This window comes from Motilimonas sp. 1_MG-2023, assembly GCF_030547455.1.
Taxonomy (GTDB): domain Bacteria; phylum Pseudomonadota; class Gammaproteobacteria; order Enterobacterales; family CBDFNC01; genus Motilimonas.
Genome location: NZ_JAUOPX010000003.1, coordinates 1 through 18,245, shown reverse-complemented (window position 1 = coordinate 18,245; position 18,245 = coordinate 1). Strand labels below are relative to the sequence as shown.

The following is an 18,245-nucleotide window of genomic DNA, read 5'->3' as shown; positions in this document are numbered from 1 at the left end:
GCGGATCTTATCAATACCATCGTGGATAGTAAAGTAATAAAAGGCGTTTTTTACGCGCTTTGCTGTGGTAGAATCCGCATTTTTAAATAGTAGTAGAGTGGTCTCATGTTGGAAAATGTACGGATCGTGCTGATAGGCACATCTCACCCTGGTAATATTGGCAGTGCGGCGCGTGCAATGAAAACCATGGGGATCCACGACTTAGTATTAGTGACGCCGGATTGTGAAGTAGATAGCCATGCTATCGCACTTTCTGCTGGTGCATCAGATGTGGTCAAAAATATTACGACCTATGGTAATTTAGAAGAGGCGATCGCTGACTGTCAACTTGTGGTTGGCGCGAGCGCTCGGTCTCGCACGTTAAATTGGCCGATGTTTGGGCCACGTGAGATGGCTGAAAAAGTGGTACAAGAAGGCAAGGACAAAAAAGTAGCGATGGTGTTTGGCCGTGAGCGCACGGGCTTAACCAATGATGAACTGCAACGTTGTCATTTTCACGTAAATATCCCCGCTAATCCTGGCTATTCATCCCTAAATTTAGCGATGGCAGTGCAAACCTTATGTTATGAAGTGCGTATGACATTTTTAGCCCAAGAAAGCTGGCCAAAGCAAGAGCAAGAGTATCCCCTTAGCGCGGATCTTGAACGGTTTTATCAGCACTTAGAAAGCACCTTAGCCAAGGTTGAATTTATTGTGCCATCGCATCCCGGTCAAGTGATGAACAAGTTACGACGTTTCTTTAATCGTGCTCGCCCAGAAGTACAAGAGTTGAATATTTTACGCGGTATGTTGACCTCGATTGATAAAGCAGTCCAGGGCATCAGAAGACCAGAAAAACGGGTAAAAGGTGAACCAAAGAATACCTGAGTATTTTAGTCGGTTTTATACTTGACTAATTTAGTCGGTTATTTGATAATGCATCTTAAGTTTACAACAGAGATGCGCAATGAGACTGACTTCTAAAGGCCGCTATGCCGTAACCGCAATGCTAGATGTAGCGCTACACACAGGAAAAGGCCCAGTGCCATTAGCTGAAATTTCTGAGCGACAAGGTATCTCTTTGTCTTACTTAGAGCAGTTGTTTTCTAAGTTAAGAAAAGAAGGCCTTGTTTCGAGTGTGAGAGGCCCTGGTGGCGGTTATTTGCTCGGCAAAGAGGGTGACAAAATTTCTATCGGTATGATTATCGATGCCGTAAATGAGTCAGTTGATGCCAGAAAATGCATGGGCACAGGAACTTGCCAAGATGGTGTTCAGTGTCTTACCCATTCCCTTTGGAATCAGCTCAGTAATCGGATCAGTGATTTTCTTAACGGCATTAGTTTGGCTGAACTTGTCAATAATGCAGAAGTAAGACAGATTGCCGTTGCGCAAGACAATAAAATGAAATCAGCCAGCACTGAAAGTAAGCTGGTTAACAAATTAGAACAGTTGGAAGTGAATTTTCGCTTATAGCAATGTGCAGCACTAAATGACAGACGTGCTTATATGGAGAACAAAATGAAGTTGCCAATTTATCTTGATTATTCTGCGACAACCCCAGTAGATCCTCGGGTCGCTGAAAAGATGATGCAATACCTAACCTTAGATGGCAATTTTGGTAATCCTGCCTCGCGCTCTCACCGTTTTGGTTGGCAGGCTGAAGAAGCGGTAGATATCGCCCGTAATGATATTGCCGATCTTGTGAATGCTGATCCTCGTGAAATAGTGTTTACCTCTGGCGCAACCGAAGCAAACAACCTTGCTATTAAAGGTATTGCTGAATTCTACGGCAAAAAAGGCAAGCATATCATCACCTCCAAAACTGAGCATAAAGCGGTGTTAGACCCTTGTCGTCAGTTAGAACGTGACGGTTTTGAAGTGACTTATTTAGAGCCAGATAGCGACGGTATTATTAGCGTTGAACAAGTGAAAGCAGCGCTGCGAGATGACACGATTTTAGTGAGCATCATGCATGTTAATAACGAAATTGGCGTGATCCAAGATATTGCTGCAATCGGTGAGTTATGTCGTGCCAACAAAATTTATTTCCACGTTGATGCCGTGCAAAGTGTTGGAAAGTTACCGATTGATTTACAAGAATTAAAAGTCGATTTAATGTCATTTTCTGCACATAAAATTTATGGCCCTAAAGGCATTGGTGCTTTGTATGTACGTCGTAAACCACGTATACGCTTAGAAGCACAAATGCACGGTGGTGGTCATGAGCGTGGTATGCGCAGTGGTACATTGCCTACTCACCAGATTGTGGGTATGGGTGAAGCTTTTCGTATCGCAAAATTAGAAATGGCTGAAGAGTCTGCTCGTATTCTGGCTTTGCGAGAACGGCTATGGAACGGCGTTAAAGATATGGAAGAAGTGTATCTTAACGGGTCTATGGAGCATCGTATTGCCGGTAACCTAAATGTGAGCTTTAACTACGTTGAAGGCGAATCACTGGTAATGGCATTGAAAGATTTGGCCGTTTCATCAGGCAGTGCTTGTACTTCTGCAAGCCTTGAGCCTTCTTATGTGCTGCGCGCCCTTGGTCGTGATGATGAATTAGCCCATAGCTCAATCCGCTTCAGTTTAGGCCGTTTCACAACTGCTGAAGAAATTGACTACGCAATTGAAATTATAAATAAAAATATAGGCCGTCTACGTGAAATGTCACCACTTTGGGACATGTTCAAAGAAGGTATTGATTTGAGCAAAGTTGAATGGGCTCATCATTAATTTCACGTTAACACCATTAAAGCACTGGAGTAATATATTATGGCTTACAGCGAAAAAGTAATTGATCACTACGAGAACCCACGTAACGTTGGTTCTTTTGCAAAAGACGACCCAACGGTTGCAACTGGTTTAGTTGGCGCGCCAGCGTGTGGCGATGTAATGAAGCTACAGTTGAAAATTAGTGATACCGGCATTATTGAAGATGCAAAATTTAAAACGTATGGCTGTGGTAGCGCGATTGCCTCAAGCTCACTGATTACAGAGTGGGTGAAAGGTAAATCACTTGAAGAAGCTGCAGCAATAAAAAATACCGATATTTCAGCTGAACTTGCGCTGCCACCTGTTAAAATCCACTGCTCAATTCTTGCAGAAGATGCAATTAAAGCAGCAATTGAAGATTATAAAAGCAAAAAAGCGTAATTAAAGCGAGGCAGTAACATGGCAGTAACGATGACACCACCGGCGGAAGCACGCGTTCGTGACTTTTTGGCCAATCGAGGTAAAGGATTAGGACTTCGCCTAGGGGTGAAAACCTCTGGATGTTCTGGACTTGCCTATGTATTGGAGTTTGTTGATGAACTTAATCCCGATGATGAAGTTTTTGAGCAAAATGGGGTGAATGTCATCGTTGATGCTAAAAGCTTGGCTTTTTTAGACGGCACTCAATTGGATTTTGTTAAAGAAGGCTTAAATGAAGGCTTTGAATTTAACAACCCTAATGTAGACGGTGAGTGTGGTTGTGGTGAGAGTTTCAGTGTATAAGGGCTGCATGTGAATTATTTTGAGTTATTTGGTTTAGCCCCAGACTATGCTGTTGATACTCACTCCCTCGCAGTAACTTATCGGGAATTGCAGAAGCAATTCCATCCCGATAGGTTTGCAACTGCGGCTAAAGGAGAGCGCTTAGTTGCGCTGCAAAAAGCGTCTGAAATCAATGATGCTTATCAAACATTAAAATCCCCTCTGCGTCGTGCTGAGTACTTATTAAGTCTTGCCGGGATCGAATTAAAAGCGGAGCAGCAAACGCTACGCGACCCTGGCTTTTTAATGCAGCAAATGGAATGGCGAGAGCAGCTTGAAGACATTGCGCAAAGTAATCAAACAGAAGCGGATATCGCTGAATTTGAACAGGCTTTGAAGTGCAGTCAACAGCAGTTACAAACCGAGCTTGAAGCGCAACTCACCGCACAGACCTATGAAGCCGCAGCTGTCTCAGTACGAAAATTAAAATTCATGTTCAAGTTACAAGATGAACTTGAACGTTTAGAAGAATCCCTCCTGGAATAAATTAGATTATGGCGTTACTTCAAATAGCTGAGCCAGGCCAAAGTGCTGCCCCTCATCAGCGAAAGCTTGCGATAGGCATTGATTTAGGTACGACAAACTCATTAGTTGCGAGTGTGCGTAGTGGTGTGGCTGAAACCTTAGTTGATGAATCAGGGCAGGATATCATTCCTTCAGTGGTGCATTATGCAGAATCGGGTATATTAGTTGGCCGAGATGCGATGGGATTTGCAGTTAAAGATGCAGCCAATACCTTAGTTTCAGTGAAACGCTTAATGGGCAAATCTCTGGCCGATATAGAACAAAGCCAACTGCCTTATCATTTTGGTGAGCTTGACAGCATCTCAATCAAAACACGTCAAGGGGAAGTGAACGCCGTTCAGGTCAGCAGTGAAATTCTAAAAAGTCTATCGAGCACGGCAGTTAAGACCCTAGGAGATGAACTTAGCGGTGTGGTTATTACCGTGCCTGCCTATTTTGATGATGCCCAGCGTCAAGCGACTAAAGATGCTGCTATTCTCGCTAATTTAAATGTACTGCGTTTGTTAAATGAGCCAACAGCGGCAGCTATTGCTTATGGGCTTGATTCGGGTCAAGAGGGTGTCATTGCTGTCTATGACCTAGGTGGCGGTACCTTTGATATTTCTATATTACGCCTGCATAAAGGTGTGTTTGAAGTACTTGCTACCGGCGGTGATTCTGCTTTGGGTGGCGATGATTTTGACCATCAAATTGTTGATTGGTTGGCCGAGCAAGCAGGAATTCAGGGGCCATTCTCACACTCTTTACAGCGTGAATTAAAACAAGCCGCTTGTGATGCGAAGCAGGCGCTTTCAGACTCAGATGAAGTGACCGTAGCAGTCGATTCTCTTGAACTAAAAGTGACATTAACTCGTGACACGTTTGAGTCTTTAATTGCAGCCTTGGTAAAGAAAACCCTGCTGGCTTGTCGGCGTGCATTAAAAGATGCCGAGCAAAGTATTGCAGATGTACAGCAAGTGGTGATGGTTGGTGGCTCAACGCGCGTGCCTTATGTACGTGAAAAGGTCGGTGAATTTTTCGCAGCAGAGCCATTAACCAGTATCGATCCTGACAAAGTGGTTGCGATTGGTGCGGCTATCCAAGCGGACATTCTAGTGGGGAATAAGCCCGATTCAGAAATGTTGCTGTTAGATGTTATTCCTCTTTCACTTGGTATTGAGACCATGGGGGGATTAGTGGAAAAAATCATTCCGCGTAATACCACCATTCCAGTCGCTAAGGCGCAAGAGTTTACCACTTTTAAAGATGGTCAAACGGCAATGGCCGTTCACGTTACTCAAGGAGAGCGTGAAATGGTGGCTGATTGCCGTTCACTTGCTCGTTTTGAACTGACTGATATTCCACCGATGGCTGCAGGCGCTGCCCATATTCGCATTACTTTTCAAGTCGATGCAGACGGTTTACTCAGTGTAACCGCGATGGAAAAATCATCCGGCGTCCAAGCCCATATTGAAGTGAAGCCTTCTTATGGCTTGGCGGACACGCAAATTGCCGATATGCTCAAAGATTCAATGGCTCATGCTAAGGAAGATATTCGCGCGAGAATGTTGATTGAACAAAAAGTAGATGCTGAGCGAGTTATCGAAACGCTTAATGCGGCTCTAGGGAAAGATGCTCAGACATTGCTTTCTGAATCGGAATTACAAGATATCAACCAAGCGATCGCGAGTCTTAAAGAAGCGGCTGCTGGTGATGATGAAAAACAAATTAAATTGGCGATCGATCATGTCGATCAAGCCACCTCTGAGTTTGCTGCTCGTCGTATGGATAGATCGATACGCCAAGCGCTTAAAGGACAATCTGTCGATAAGGTTTAGTATGCCAAAGGTTATTTTTTTACCCCATCAAGAGTTATGCCCAGAAGGCTTGGCCGTTGAAGCCAAACAGGGCGACAATATACTGGAAATTGCGCTGCGAAATGGTATTCACATTGAGCATGCCTGTGAAAAGTCGTGTGCTTGTACCACTTGTCATGTCATTGTTCGTGAAGGGTTTGACTCACTTGAAGAAAGTGATGAACTTGAAGACGATATGCTAGACAAAGCTTGGGGTCTTGAGCCTGAGTCACGTTTAAGCTGCCAGATTGAGGTTGCGGATGAAGACCTAGTGGTTGATATTCCTAAATATACCGTCAATATTGTGTCTGAAGGGCACTAATACAGCTTAGGTTTTGTTTTTAGTTACGAAAAGGGCGCTTCGCGCCTTTTTTATTGCCTTAAATTTATCACATTTCGTTTATTCCTTCTCGTGACTCTAATCCTTCTGCTATGCTGCCTCTTTATGCGATTCTTAAAGAGGAAGTTATGTCTGTGCCTTTAGCTATTGAAATTTCAATGTCCGCTGCTCCAGAGCAATGGGGTGAATCTGCCCTGCTAAGTTTTCAGTCTGATCATGCCACTATTCACATAAATGAAGAGCAAGACATCATTAGACAAATTCAAAAAGCCGCTCGCAAGCTCGCAACAATGGGGATCCCTGAGATAACCTTAACCGGTGATCTGTGGCAAAGTGAGTGGCGCTGGGCAGCCAATCAAGGTTTTTATAACCCCAAAACCGGTGCTAATGTGAACTGGGGTGATGTCTCAGAGCAAGAAGCTTCACTGTTAGATACACGTAAACTTACCACTGAGTGGGTGCGTGAAATGATTAATAAGACCCCAGAGGATCTTGGGCCTAGTCAATTAGCGTTACAAGCGGCGGAGTTTTTGTCTGAACTAGACAGTAAGCATATTACTTACCGTTTTGTTAACGGTGAAGAGCTGTTAAAGCAAGGTTATGTTGGTATCTACAACGTAGGCCGTGGCAGTGTACGTCAAGGAGCAATGCTGCAACTTGACTACAACCCAACGGGCAATCCGGATGCACCTTATGACGTGGCACTTGTAGGTAAAGGGATCACCTTTGATTCTGGTGGCTACAGCTTGAAAGGTAACGACGGTATGTCGGTGATGAAAAGTGACATGGGCGGCGCGGCAACCGTAACCGGCGCCTTAGCATTAGCGATCACCCAAGGGTTAAAAAAGCGCGTTAAACTATTATTGTGCTGCGCTGAAAACTTAGTCAGTGGCCATGCTTTTAAGTTAGGCGATATTATTCAATATAAAAATGGTGTTTCAGTTGAGATTTTGAACACCGATGCTGAAGGCCGTTTAGTGTTAGCCGATGGCCTAATTGTGGCTTGTGAGTTAAACGCTAAGGTGATCATTGATGCTGCTACGTTAACGGGGGCGGCGAAAATGGCAGTTGGACGTGACTATAATAGTATTCTAAGTATGGATGATGACTTAGTACATAAAGCTCTAACCTGTGCGCGTGAAGAAAATGAACAAGCTTGGCCATTGCCTTTGGCTCCTTGGCATACAGAGCAAATAGGCTCAGCCTTTGCGGATATTGCTAACTCGGGAAGTGCAGAGGGGACAGCTGGTGCAAGCACAGCAGCCGCATTTTTATCTAAGTTTGTCACGCACCCAGAGAAGAATTGGCTGCATTTTGATTTATCTGGCGCTTACCAAAAATCGCCAAATGATTTGTGGGCCGCAGGTGGTAAAGGTCATGGCGTTCGCACGATTGCCAAATTACTTCTTGAGTTATAGATGCTAGCGAAGATATATCATTAATCAGCACTGTTAGCACGAAACATAAATACGAAAAAGCCCTTACCCAACAAGGTGAGGGCTGTCTAGATGTCACTCTATTTTCTTTTTTTATCTTTATACAAGGCAATGTCGGCTTTTCTAAATAGCTCAGTGGCAGACATAGTTCGATGCCAATTTACATGACCGATGCTGGCACTCAGCTTTAACTCGGTTAAAATTTTATCTGCCACTATCATTTTACGTAAACGTTGTTCAACTAGCTTGGTGGAATCTTGAGTTGTTGGCGTCAATATAATGGCAAACTCATCGCCACCTAAGCGAAAAGCCATATCGGAATGACGTACGGCTTTAGTCAATACACGAGCAAAAGCCGTTAATGCACTGTCACCTACTTGATGGCCTAAATTATCATTCACCAGTTTAAAGTCATTAAGATCGAGTAGTATTAATGCTAGCCCTTGATTAGCACGGCTACTGTGCTCAATTAATCGTGTAATACTTTCTTCATAATAGGCACGATTACCAATACCGGTTAAATGGTCTTTTAATGAAATAGCTTTAAGCTCAGACATTCTTAGGCAGTGCTGCAAGGGTAATAACAATAATCGATGTAATTCTTCTAATAACGACAGTGCCCTGTCATCTAATGGTTTTTCACAGCGATAGCTCATATGACCGAGCTGTTCATGTTTGCGGTCGTGGATTGCAAAGTTTTCAATATAGTCACTGCTTTTACGAAAGTCAGCAGTGAAAAAACCCTGTTCGGATTGGAAGCGAATGCCAATGAATTTAACAAACCTTGATGCTTGAGCAGCAAAATTGCGCATTAGCTCTTTCAGCTCTAGGCTCTGTTGCAGCGCTTCAAGAACTTCAAGTTTATCCTCGCTGCTTAAAATAATGTCACTGTTATACGCTATGGATAGACTTGTTGCTTCATTCAAGCTTGCTACTCTATTTAAATTATCCATATTTTCCTCATTGCCGAAATTACTATGCAAAATACTGGTTTTAAATATGCAGAAAACGTGCCAGTTATTATTTTGTGTTCGGAAAGGTAAATAAGGAGAAATTGACTAACATTAAAACAACTAGTTAAGAGGAAAACCTGCTTGTTAGAGTTCGTTCTGTTGTTATTACTCGCTGTTATCAATGTGGCAATTTTCCGCCGTTTGGCCTTGCCTGCTATCCTTGCCTACCTGTTTACTGGCTTGCTCATTGGTCCATCCGGGCTGTCTTTCTTTGTCGATTTTCACGGTATGGACCTGATTGCGGAACTAGGTATTGCTTTCTTAATGTTCTCTTTGGGCCTAGAATTCTCTTTAGCTAAGCTTATTACCATGCGAGGTTTGGTGTTTGGGTTGGGTGGCGCTCAGGTTTTTTTATCCTCTATATTGTTTTTTATTGTGGCTTTACTCGCTGGAGTTTCTTGGCAGCAAGGGGTTGTGATTGCTGGTGCATTATCCATGTCCTCAACGGCAATTATAATTAAGCAGCTGGTTGAACAACAAAAAACTCATACTCGTCGAGGCCAGTTGGCGGTGAGTGTGCTGCTATTTCAAGATCTTGCCGTGATGCCTTTACTGATTGTGGTGCCTATTTTGGCGGTTCCAGTGATGAGTTCGGGTGAAATTGCGTTGTCACTCTTCATCGCGATGGGGAAAGGGCTAGTGGCGGTGCTATCGATATTAGCTATCGGGAAATGGTGTTTACCACGCTTGTTTCAAGAGATAGCCAGTGACCAGTCAGATGAGCTATTTGTTTTAATGACCTTACTTGTGGCGTTATTAGCTGGAGGCCTTACCCACATGCTTGGTTTATCAATGGCTTTGGGGGCATTTTTAGCGGGGATGATGCTTAGCGAGAGTCATTATAAGCACCAGTTGGAAGCGGATATTCGGCCTTTTCGTGATGTCTTAATGGGCTTGTTTTTTGTCACTATTGGTATGTTGATTGATTTAGCCGTGTTGGCCGAATACTGGCTAGAGTTGATTGGCATTGTCGCAGTCTTGATGGTAACGAAAATGCTCATAGTGGCGTTATTAGCAAAGCTTTTAAAGCAGCGTAATACAGATGCTATTGCAGCGGGCATGATGCTGTGTCAAGTGGGCGAGTTTGGTTTTGTGCTGGTTGCCCTCGCCAACAAATATGATCTACTGAGTGCTACGCAGTCTTCGATTATTGTTGCCGTAGGGGTGATATCAATGGCTTTAACACCGCCCTTGGTTAAATATAGCCATAAGCTCAGTGTTGATCTTTTGCATAGCTCTGAAGCGTTACTGAAAAAGCGCAAACCTTTGCCTGGAGAATTCACCGATCATGTGATTATTTGTGGTTATGGTCGTGTTGGCCAAACTATTGCGCGCTTTTTAAAAACAGAAAACATTAGCTATGTGGCCCTTGATCGTGATCCTATGCGGATCAAAGAATCTGTCAGTGGTGGCGAATCAGTGGCATTTGGTGATGCTTGTCGCCGTGAAATTTTACTGATGCTAGGGGTCTGCAAAGCAAAACTGGTGATTATCACATTTCATAACCATAAAAAAACCTTGAGTATGTTGAATACGATTTCGTTATTAAATCCTGATGCTAAAGTTTTGGTACGCACCAAAGACGATAAAGATATTGTAGAGTTAAAAGCTAATGGTGCGGCTGAAGTGGTTCCAGAAGTGTTGGAAGGTAGCTTAATGTTAGTTTCTCATGTCCTGCTCATGTCTGGGGTGCCAATTTCCAAAATTATCAAAAAAATGCAGCAAGAGCGGGAAAATCAATATAAGCATTTACATAGTTTTTTTCATGGCGAAACCAGTGAAAATAAAGCTGAGCATCAGAGCGAACGCTTACATGCGGTTACAATGTTACCTGGTTCATTGGCGATAGGTCGTGCTTTAGTTCAGTTGGAGTTAGCTAATGTTGAAATTATGGAATGGCGCCGCGATGGCAAAAACATCTTCGAAACGGCCGACCCATTTGAGATGATTGAGCAAGGCGATATTTTGTTATTGTCAGGTGAGAGTAAGGACATCGAAATTGCCGAAAATCATTTGTTAAATGGGCGTTAAGCGGCTCTGCTACTATTGATTAAAGATCGACAGTTACTCGAATAAGAACGATTGTAATGATGCCATTTGGTTATGGCAGTCCTGATAGCCGAGTTGGATTAGCTCTCTAGTATAGTTTTGCTCAAACATTAAGTATGACGTCAAAGTTGATTGGCTACCTTTTTTAATGCCGAGACTGCGTAATAATAATTTCACACTTAATGGTAAGGCATCATAATGTTTATCGGCGATATGATTAAAGCCCTGACTGGGCTTGATGACAAAGCTTTCAATGGTTTGTAGTTGCATTGGATGTTGTTGTGCTTGCTCAAGCAGAGCTAAGGTGCTGTTAACGCGATTAAGGCGCTCTAAATCGGAGTTGAGTGTATCGGTAAAAATAGTATCTAATAAGTGCCCTGAAATTTCTGAAATATTCGGCACATGGCGGGGAGCATTAGGTTTTATCCTTGGTTGCTCTAAACTGATCACCAGAATTTTTTCAGCGCCGAGATGAATAGCAGGACTCAGTGGAGAAAGTTGATGTACTGAGCCATCACCATAATAATCCTGTCCTATTTGGCACGGCGGAAAGAGCAGCGGAATGGCGGATGTTGCCAGTAGGTGCTCTGCATTTAAAATGGCATTGACGCCTTTTCGTTTGGCACGCTGCCATGGTTGATGATTACCATTAGATTGAAAAAAGCTAATGGAATCCCCTGTCGTATAATCTGAAGCAGTTATTGCGGCAGCGTTAAGCGCGCCAGAAAGAATATTGCGGTCAATTCTCTCAAATTCCATATATTGATTAAGTAGCTCTCGCAGTGGTGTATTGTCGAGTAATGAAAAGCCCGGTTTGTATGCATAATCGGCTTGGAAGCTGGCACAAAAGTTACGCAGCATTTTCGCGCTGAGTTGTAGCATGTCTGTTTGGTAAACTTGATTGGTGCGAAAATTTCGCCACATGAAGTCGAGTTTTTTCACTCCAAGCCTAAAACAACTGGCGTAGCAGGCAAGTGCGGCAATATTGATGCCACCTGCGGAAGTGCCACACAGAATATTAAAAGGGCTATGGTGGTTTCTTGGGTAAAGCTCGGCTATGGCTTTTAAAACCCCTACTTGATAGGCCGCGCGCGCGCCGCCACCGGTTAATAATAAAGCGCAAGATTTTGTTTTCATGTCTTTAGCTTAGCTTTATTTACCTAAGTATATGAAAGTTTTACGACTAATATTTATAGATAAGTGTCTTGAAGCTGGCAGGGCATATGGGGGGAGTAGTAGGTTGCCAAAATATGTTATTCAACAGGCATTAAAAAAGGGCGCACTAGGCACCCTTAGAAAGTTTAATAGCGAGCTTATTTGAGCGCAGCAAGAATTTTATCGACGACAGCGTCAACCGCCACTTCTTCTTTCTCGCCGCTGCGACGGTTTTTGTATTCAACCAGTTGATTGTCTAAGCTACGGTCGCCGATGACAATCGCGTGAGGAATGCCACATAGCTCCATGTCTTTAAACATAACGCCCGGGCGCTCTTTACGATCATCAAACAATACATCAACGCCCGCTGCGGTAAGCGCTTGGTAGAATTGTTCTGCTACTTCGGCTACGCGATGAGATTTATGCATATTCATTGGAATAATCGCAACAGTAAACGGCGCGATAGACTCAGGCCAGATGATACCGGCGTCATCGTTATTTTGTTCAATCGCTGCCGCAACAATACGAGAAACGCCAATACCGTAACAACCCATGGTCATCACTTGATTTTTACCTTGCTCGTTTAACACCGCGGCGTTCATTGATTTAGAGTAGTTGTCTCCAAGTTGGAAGATATGACCTACTTCAATACCACGAGCGATAGATAGCACACCTTGGCCACATGGGCTTGGATCGCCAACCACCACATTACGTAAATCAGCCACTTCTGGCTCAGCGGCATCGCGGCCCCAGTTGATGCCAAAGTAATGTTTACCGTCTTCATTGGCCCCAGCACCGAAGTCACTCATTGCGGCAACACTGCGATCGACTACAACAGGAATAGATAATTTAACAGGGCCGAGTGAGCCTGGGCCTGCGCCCACGGCGGCGCGAATTTCTTCTTCAGACGCAAACGTTAATGGCGACGCAACATGCTCTAGTTTTTCCGCTTTGATTTCGTTGAGTTCATGATCGCCGCGCACAAGTAGTGCAATTAAGTTATGCTCAGATTCTTCATCCGCTTTTACGATTAAGGTCTTAACTGTTTTTTCAATCGGCAGCTCAAACTGAGCCACTAACTCTTCAATGGTTTTCGCATTTGGCGTATCCACTAATTCCATTGTTTTAGTGGCTGCTGCGCGAGGCTCTGTTGGTGCTAACGCTTCAGCTTTTTCGATGTTCGCCGCGTAGTCACTGGCATCAGAGAAAACAATGTCATCTTCACCGCTTTGAGCTAATACGTGAAATTCATGTGACGCACTGCCGCCAATACTGCCGGTGTCGGCAATAACAGGGCGGTATTCGAGACCAAGGCGATCAAAGATGCGGCAGTAAGCATCAAACATGACTTGATAGGTTTTTTCTAAACATTCTTGTGAAGTATGGAATGAGTAAGCGTCTTTCATGGTGAATTCGCGTGCACGCATTACACCAAAACGTGGGCGAACTTCGTCACGAAATTTGGTTTGTACTTGGTACAAGTTCAACGGTAACTGCTTGTAGCTAGAAACTTCTTTACGGACCAGTTCTGTGATCACTTCTTCGTGGGTTGGACCGAGGACAAAGTCGCGTTGATGGCGGTCTTTAATGCGCAGTAATTCAGGACCAAACTTCTCCCAGCGGCCTGTTTCGTGCCAAAGATCAGCTGGTTGAACCACTGGCATTAATATTTCGATGGCGCCAGCTCGGTTCATTTCTTCACGAACAATTGTTTCTACTTTGCGTAATACGCGTAAACCAGTGGGCAACCAAGTGTATAAACCAGAGGCCAGTTTACGAACCATGCCGGCGCGGAGCATAAGTTGATGACTGATGACTTCAGCATCGCTTGGGGTTTCTTTCACTGTTGAAAGTAAGTAATTACTGGTACGCATGTTAATCCTGTTGATTCTTGTTGTTTTAAAAATATTGCCAGAGTTTACCAGTGCTAGGGGAGCCAGCAAAGGGGTATCTACTTAGGGCGAGGTCGTGGTCGCGATTTCTAATACTTGATTCGTGTTTGCTATTACGCGCCAACTGATATTTAGATCATATAAGCTCATGGCGTAGGTTTTTTCATCGGGTTTATTTTTTTTGTAAGCCGGCCTTGGATCTTGTTGCAGAACTTGCTCAATGAATAATGGTAATTCAGGGTATTGATTTGAGAGCCGCTTCAATTGCTGCTGCGCTAAGGGCGCAAACTCAACCGCCATCATGTCGCTTTCATTTGGTTGGCTAAAGCCTGTTTGTACCCCTGTTAATGCATCGGAGTAGGGTAAATATGGCTTGATATCTAGGATTGGTGTGCCGTTGAGTAAATCCAGCGCGCTAATCTGTAAGTAGACTTGCTTACCTTCCCGATAAACCCCCTCATTTCGCACAACTGACATACCAATAGGGTTGGGGCGAAACGTTGAGCGAGTAGCAAATACCCCCATTTTCTCATTGCCGCCAAGACGAGGCGGGCGGACCATTGGCTTCCAACCTTGCTCCATTGTCTCGTGGAATACAAAGATCAGCCAAAGGTGGGATGAACGCTCTAATCCCTTTAAAGTGTCAAGGTTATTACAGTGTGAACTTAATTTGATACGGCCTTTTGCTGCAGGCACTAAGCCTGGCTGGCGAGGGATGGCGAACTTTTGCTGGTATGGCGACTCGATAATGCCTATTTGATTGAAGACAAACTCACTCATCTGGCTCGGCTACTTTGATTGCTTGGCCATAACATAAGCTTGCAGCAAGACAGATATCATCAGATGTTTCGATACACCGCGTAAAAATAATACCATTAGCTCCTGCATCAGCGGCCGCAAGGCGTGCTTGAGTACGAGCATCAGCAAGGGTTGGCTTGGGCTCATTAGCTTGCTGTTGGCAAACCGACCCCTCAACAGTTGTTAGGTGGATATAGTTGAGAGTTTCTAACTGTGCTTTGTCATAGACAGTTACTTGTGAAGGTTTAAAGTATTGGTCAAAATTTTCTTTGTCAACGTTACTGTTAAAGCTGTATTGACTACAACCTACGAGAAGTAATGGGGTCAGTAAAATATAAGCGCGCATGGAAGCCTACTGCAATGAAATATGTAGCATTTAGTGTACCAAAGATAATTCAATGCCGGGAAGTAAGATAGTGACAGATTTGAAAAAATAGCCTTAGTCGATATATCAACTAAGGCGTTCTATTTACGGACAAGGGTTTGGCTGGCGCTGGAAGATCTGGTTTATTTCATTAATCACTTCATCACTCAAAGTGACATCTATGCTACTAATGTTGGTTTCAAGTTGCGCCAAAGTGGTTGCGCCGATGATATTCGCCGCCACAAACGGCTGTTGGTTAACAAAGGCAAGGGCCATCACACTGGGGTCCATTTCCAAGTTTTGAGCTAATGACACATACGCTTGCGTTGCTTGCTCCGCTTGCGGGTTGCTGTAACGCTGGAAGCGTTCAAATAATGACAGCCGAGCACCTGTCGGTCGTTGTCCGTTGAGATATTTTCCAGAGAGCACCCCGAAAGCAAGGGGAGAATAGGCTAATAACTCTACGCCTTCACGTTGAGAAAACTCTGCCAAGCCTTGCTCAAAAGTTCGATTGAGCAAATTATAAGGGTTTTGAATGGTGACAATCTTCGGTAGGTTGTGTTTTTCTGCCAACCGTAAATATTGAGCTACGCCCCAAGGCGTTTCGTTAGATACCCCGATATAGCGAATTTTTCCTGCCTGTACTAGCTCTTGCAGTGCTTCCAGTGTTTCGATGATGGGGGTATAAGTTTCTTGTTCGGAATACTGATAGTTAAGTTGACCAAAAAAATTGGTTTGCCGTTCTGGCCAGTGAATTTGGTATAAATCGATGTAGTCTGTTTTTAATCGGGTTAGGCTATCATTTAAGGCTTGATGAATATTGCGTCTATCAAGAGCCATGTTGCTACGGATAGAAATGCCGCGCCCAGTAGATGGCGCAGCAACCTTAGTGGCGAGTATTATTTGGTCTCGTTGCTGGGTCTTATTGAGCCAGTTGCCTATATATTGCTCCGTTAAGCCTTGCGTTTCGCCGCTTGGTGGCACGGGATACATTTCGGCAGTATCAATAAAGTTGATTCCTTGGGCGAGAGCGTAATCAAGTTGCTGATGGGCTTGTTGCTCGGTATTTTGTTCGCCCCAAGTCATGGTACCCAAACAAATCTTACTTACCTCTAAGGAGCTGTGTGGAATTTTGTGATATTTCATTGGCTACCGCTAATTTAAGTGAGATGAATTCGTTACATGTGTGGATTGACTATATATCAATGCAGTTGACGTCAATAAAGCCAATAGCATTTGCTTGGGAAGTTGCCATTTCTTGGCTATTAAAGCAGGACTCCCGCCCAACGGCATTGGTGAGGATCAGACCTTCTCCCGCTGCATTTCTGCAATCGACTATCCAGCCATTGCCTTGAGTAGCAGGGATCACGTTGGCTTCAATTAGTTCATTGTTTTGATATAGCTGTTTTAATCCAGACATGTCCATAAAATTTCCCTTTAATGATTAACACACATTCATTTATAGCAGAAACAAAGAAAGTAAGGGAATAGGCAAAAACTCAACTTATCGCTAGAATGAGAGCCATACTCAATAATAATGAAATAGGCTCATGCCCAATTACGGGTTCAAGGGACGATCGAATGAAAGTATTAGTAACAGGCGCAGCAGGATTTATTGGTAGCTATACGAGCTTACGCTTGCTAGCAGATGGCCACCAAGTGGTTGGGTTGGATAATCTCAATGATTATTATGACCCACAATTAAAGTACGACCGTCTAGCAAGGCTAGAAGGTAAAGACGGCTTTAGATTTGTGAAACTTGATTTACAAGATAGAGAAGCCATGGCGGAGTTGTTTGCGCAAGAGCAATTTGACGGTGTTATCAATTTAGCCGCTCAAGCCGGCGTTCGATATTCATTAGAAAACCCACACTCTTATGTAGACTCAAATATAGTTGGCTTTGTTAATATTCTAGAAGGCTGTCGTCATCACCAAGTTAAGCATCTGGTTTATGCGTCATCAAGTTCGGTCTATGGCCTTAATACCCAAATGCCATTTTCAGTCGAGCACAGTGTCGACCATCCGGTTTCTTTATATGCAGCAACGAAAAAATCAAATGAGCTAATGGCGCATACTTACAGTCACTTATTTGCATTGCCGACCACGGGATTACGTTTTTTTACCGTTTATGGTCCATGGGGACGACCAGACATGGCGCTGTTTTTGTTCACTAAAGCGATTATGGAAGGTAAGCCCATTAATGTATTTAACTATGGCAAAATGCAGCGTGATTTTACTTACATCGACGATATTGTTGAAGGCGTGGTTCGCTCACTGTATAAAGTGCCACAAGCGAATGCGGCTTGGACACCGGAACACTCCAGCCCCGCGCAAAGCTCTGCACCATATCGTGTTTACAATATCGGCAATAATCAGCCAGTGCAATTAGGCTATTTTATTGAACAAATTGAAAAAAGCCTCGATATGGAGGCGAAAAAGAATATGATGCCAATTCAACCTGGTGATGTGCCAGCAACATTTGCTGATATCGATGCCTTGATTGAAGATGTAGGTTATAAGCCGACGACTTCAATTGAACTTGGGATCAGTCAGTTTGTTGATTGGTATCGTGATTATTATCAACAATAGATTATTGGTTTCTGTCCTGTTTTAGTAATGAAGGAAATATGTGTGTCTAAACCTGCTGTATTTATAGATCGTGATGGTGTGCTTAATGTTGATCACGGTTATGTCTATGAAGTGGATGATTTTGAGTTTGTTGAAGGGGCAATAGAAGCTTGCCAAGAGATAAAACAAAAAGGCTACTTATTAGTTTTGGTAACCAATCAGTCAGGGATCGGTCGTGGCTATTATAGCGAAGACGACTTTATGAATTTGACTGAGTGGATGGATTGGTCTCTTGCTGACAGAGACGTAGATCTCGATGGCATCTATTACTGTCCACATCATCCTGAAGCAACAGTTGAAGAATACAAACAAGTGTGTGAATGTCGTAAACCTGCTCCGGGGATGCTGCTCACTGCAACCAAAGAGCTAGGTATCGATTTAGCCAATTCATATTTTGTCGGTGATAAAACGGCAGACATACAGGCTGGCATTGCGGCTGGCGTTGGTACTAATGTATTGGTTGAAACGGGTAAAGCGTTAACTGAAGAAGGTTTAGCACTCGCTAATGGCAAATATGCTGATTTAGCAGCATTTGCCAGCACCTTAGTGAAGATAAAGTAAACGCATTGTTTGTTTTTTGAGTGATTAATAGAAAAGTGTGAAAAACTTCAAATAAAGTCTTGCACCAGAATCGAATCTCCCTATAATGCGCAACCACTGAGACGGCACAGCGCAAGGCGCAACGCAACATCAGGT

Annotated in this window: 19 protein-coding genes; 12 read left to right on the top strand and 7 right to left on the bottom strand. The window is 43.7% G+C overall.

Features of this window, described 5'->3' with window-relative positions:
- Nucleotides 1–105: 105 nt before the first annotated feature.
- The 9 genes from trmJ to pepB all read left to right on the top strand — a co-directional run bounded on the left by trmJ (nt 106) and on the right by pepB (nt 7,632).
- The gene (trmJ, locus tag Q4519_RS02125; protein ID WP_303508985.1) at nt 106–867 is read left to right on the top strand and encodes a tRNA (cytosine(32)/uridine(32)-2'-O)-methyltransferase TrmJ; all 762 of its coding nucleotides are present in this window, start codon (nt 106–108) and stop codon (nt 865–867) included.
- A gap of 79 nt (nt 868–946) precedes the next feature.
- Nucleotides 947–1,453 (top strand): Fe-S cluster assembly transcriptional regulator IscR, encoded by a 507-nt coding sequence (gene iscR, locus Q4519_RS02120; protein ID WP_232802713.1) that lies wholly within the window; start codon nt 947–949, stop codon nt 1,451–1,453.
- 45 nt (nt 1,454–1,498) lie between these two features.
- Nucleotides 1,499–2,713: an IscS subfamily cysteine desulfurase gene (locus Q4519_RS02115; RefSeq protein ID WP_232802712.1), complete on the top strand. Its 1,215-nt coding sequence runs from the start codon at nt 1,499–1,501 to the stop codon at nt 2,711–2,713.
- A 39-nt stretch (nt 2,714–2,752) separates the two neighbouring features.
- On the top strand, nt 2,753–3,133 hold the full coding sequence (gene iscU, locus Q4519_RS02110; protein ID WP_232802711.1) for a Fe-S cluster assembly scaffold IscU: 381 nt from the start codon (nt 2,753–2,755) through the stop codon (nt 3,131–3,133).
- Nucleotides 3,134–3,151: 18 nt separating this feature from the next.
- The gene (gene iscA / locus Q4519_RS02105) at nt 3,152–3,475 is read left to right on the top strand and encodes an iron-sulfur cluster assembly protein IscA (protein WP_232802710.1); all 324 of its coding nucleotides are present in this window, start codon (nt 3,152–3,154) and stop codon (nt 3,473–3,475) included.
- Between the two features lie 9 nt (nt 3,476–3,484).
- On the top strand, nt 3,485–4,000 hold the full coding sequence (gene hscB / locus Q4519_RS02100; RefSeq protein WP_232802709.1) for a co-chaperone HscB: 516 nt from the start codon (nt 3,485–3,487) through the stop codon (nt 3,998–4,000).
- A gap of 8 nt (nt 4,001–4,008) precedes the next feature.
- Nucleotides 4,009–5,856 carry a Fe-S protein assembly chaperone HscA gene (hscA, locus tag Q4519_RS02095; RefSeq protein WP_303508978.1) on the top strand — a complete coding sequence of 616 codons (1,848 nt, stop codon included), beginning with the start codon at nt 4,009–4,011 and terminating at the stop codon, nt 5,854–5,856.
- Between the two features lies 1 nt (nt 5,857).
- A complete protein-coding gene (gene fdx / locus Q4519_RS02090; protein ID WP_232802707.1) occupies nt 5,858–6,196 on the top strand; it encodes an ISC system 2Fe-2S type ferredoxin in 339 nt (112 codons plus the stop codon).
- 146 nt (nt 6,197–6,342) lie between these two features.
- On the top strand, nt 6,343–7,632 hold the full coding sequence (gene pepB, locus Q4519_RS02085; RefSeq protein WP_303508975.1) for an aminopeptidase PepB: 1,290 nt from the start codon (nt 6,343–6,345) through the stop codon (nt 7,630–7,632).
- A gap of 98 nt (nt 7,633–7,730) precedes the next feature.
- On the opposite strand, the gene Q4519_RS02080 is transcribed toward pepB, so the two are convergent.
- The gene (locus Q4519_RS02080) at nt 7,731–8,603 is read right to left on the bottom strand and encodes a GGDEF domain-containing protein (RefSeq protein WP_303508973.1); all 873 of its coding nucleotides are present in this window, start codon (nt 8,601–8,603) and stop codon (nt 7,731–7,733) included.
- 141 nt (nt 8,604–8,744) lie between these two features.
- Here Q4519_RS02080 and Q4519_RS02075 point away from each other — a divergent pair, with 141 nt between their 5' ends.
- The gene (locus tag Q4519_RS02075; RefSeq protein WP_303508971.1) at nt 8,745–10,694 is read left to right on the top strand and encodes a cation:proton antiporter; all 1,950 of its coding nucleotides are present in this window, start codon (nt 8,745–8,747) and stop codon (nt 10,692–10,694) included.
- A 33-nt stretch (nt 10,695–10,727) separates the two neighbouring features.
- Here the strand turns inward: Q4519_RS02075 and Q4519_RS02070 are convergent, their stop codons facing one another.
- From Q4519_RS02070 to Q4519_RS02045, 6 genes are all read right to left on the bottom strand, one after another.
- Complete coding sequence (locus Q4519_RS02070; RefSeq protein ID WP_232802703.1) at nt 10,728–11,849, bottom strand: patatin-like phospholipase family protein; 1,122 nt, start codon at nt 11,847–11,849, stop codon at nt 10,728–10,730.
- Nucleotides 11,850–12,025: 176 nt separating this feature from the next.
- A complete protein-coding gene (locus Q4519_RS02065) occupies nt 12,026–13,741 on the bottom strand; it encodes a proline--tRNA ligase (protein ID WP_303508967.1) in 1,716 nt (571 codons plus the stop codon).
- An 81-nt stretch (nt 13,742–13,822) separates the two neighbouring features.
- On the bottom strand, nt 13,823–14,539 hold the full coding sequence (tsaA, locus tag Q4519_RS02060; RefSeq protein WP_303508965.1) for a tRNA (N6-threonylcarbamoyladenosine(37)-N6)-methyltransferase TrmO: 717 nt from the start codon (nt 14,537–14,539) through the stop codon (nt 13,823–13,825).
- Entirely contained in the window at nt 14,532–14,903 is a 372-nt protein-coding gene (rcsF, locus tag Q4519_RS02055) for an Rcs stress response system protein RcsF (RefSeq protein WP_232802700.1), read from the bottom strand. Before rcsF ends, tsaA begins: the two co-directional genes overlap by 8 nt.
- Nucleotides 14,904–15,026: 123 nt before the next feature.
- On the bottom strand, nt 15,027–16,067 hold the full coding sequence (locus Q4519_RS02050; protein ID WP_303508961.1) for an NADP(H)-dependent aldo-keto reductase: 1,041 nt from the start codon (nt 16,065–16,067) through the stop codon (nt 15,027–15,029).
- A 49-nt stretch (nt 16,068–16,116) separates the two neighbouring features.
- Nucleotides 16,117–16,347: a hypothetical protein gene (locus Q4519_RS02045; protein WP_232802698.1), complete on the bottom strand. Its 231-nt coding sequence runs from the start codon at nt 16,345–16,347 to the stop codon at nt 16,117–16,119.
- 155 nt (nt 16,348–16,502) lie between these two features.
- Between Q4519_RS02045 and Q4519_RS02040 the strand changes: the two genes are divergently transcribed.
- Together Q4519_RS02040 and gmhB are read left to right on the top strand one after the other, a co-directional pair.
- Entirely contained in the window at nt 16,503–17,510 is a 1,008-nt protein-coding gene (locus tag Q4519_RS02040; protein ID WP_232802697.1) for an NAD-dependent epimerase, read from the top strand.
- 42 nt (nt 17,511–17,552) lie between these two features.
- A complete protein-coding gene (gene gmhB, locus Q4519_RS02035) occupies nt 17,553–18,110 on the top strand; it encodes a D-glycero-beta-D-manno-heptose 1,7-bisphosphate 7-phosphatase (RefSeq protein ID WP_232802696.1) in 558 nt (185 codons plus the stop codon).
- Nucleotides 18,111–18,245 lie beyond the last annotated feature (135 nt).

Excerpts from the sequence above, each read along its gene's own strand:
- Q4519_RS02065 (WP_303508967.1), bottom strand. The coding sequence starts at position 13,741 with ATGCGTACCAGTAATTACTTACTTTCAACAGTGAAAGAAACCCCAAGC.
- rcsF (WP_232802700.1), bottom strand. The coding sequence starts at position 14,903 with ATGCGCGCTTATATTTTACTGACCCCATTACTTCTCGTAGGTTGTAGT.
- pepB (WP_303508975.1), top strand. The coding sequence starts at position 6,343 with ATGTCTGTGCCTTTAGCTATTGAAATTTCAATGTCCGCTGCTCCAGAG.
- iscR (WP_232802713.1), top strand. The coding sequence starts at position 947 with ATGAGACTGACTTCTAAAGGCCGCTATGCCGTAACCGCAATGCTAGAT.
- trmJ (WP_303508985.1), top strand. The coding sequence starts at position 106 with ATGTTGGAAAATGTACGGATCGTGCTGATAGGCACATCTCACCCTGGT.
- fdx (WP_232802707.1), top strand. The coding sequence starts at position 5,858 with ATGCCAAAGGTTATTTTTTTACCCCATCAAGAGTTATGCCCAGAAGGC.
- Q4519_RS02080 (WP_303508973.1), bottom strand. The coding sequence starts at position 8,603 with ATGGATAATTTAAATAGAGTAGCAAGCTTGAATGAAGCAACAAGTCTA.
- Q4519_RS02115 (WP_232802712.1), top strand. The coding sequence starts at position 1,499 with ATGAAGTTGCCAATTTATCTTGATTATTCTGCGACAACCCCAGTAGAT.
- Q4519_RS02070 (WP_232802703.1), bottom strand. The coding sequence starts at position 11,849 with ATGAAAACAAAATCTTGCGCTTTATTATTAACCGGTGGCGGCGCGCGC.
- tsaA (WP_303508965.1), bottom strand. The coding sequence starts at position 14,539 with ATGAGTGAGTTTGTCTTCAATCAAATAGGCATTATCGAGTCGCCATAC.
- iscA (WP_232802710.1), top strand. The coding sequence starts at position 3,152 with ATGGCAGTAACGATGACACCACCGGCGGAAGCACGCGTTCGTGACTTT.
- Q4519_RS02050 (WP_303508961.1), bottom strand. The coding sequence starts at position 16,067 with ATGAAATATCACAAAATTCCACACAGCTCCTTAGAGGTAAGTAAGATT.
- hscA (WP_303508978.1), top strand. The coding sequence starts at position 4,009 with ATGGCGTTACTTCAAATAGCTGAGCCAGGCCAAAGTGCTGCCCCTCAT.
- Q4519_RS02045 (WP_232802698.1), bottom strand. The coding sequence starts at position 16,347 with ATGGACATGTCTGGATTAAAACAGCTATATCAAAACAATGAACTAATT.
- iscU (WP_232802711.1), top strand. The coding sequence starts at position 2,753 with ATGGCTTACAGCGAAAAAGTAATTGATCACTACGAGAACCCACGTAAC.
- Q4519_RS02040 (WP_232802697.1), top strand. The coding sequence starts at position 16,503 with ATGAAAGTATTAGTAACAGGCGCAGCAGGATTTATTGGTAGCTATACG.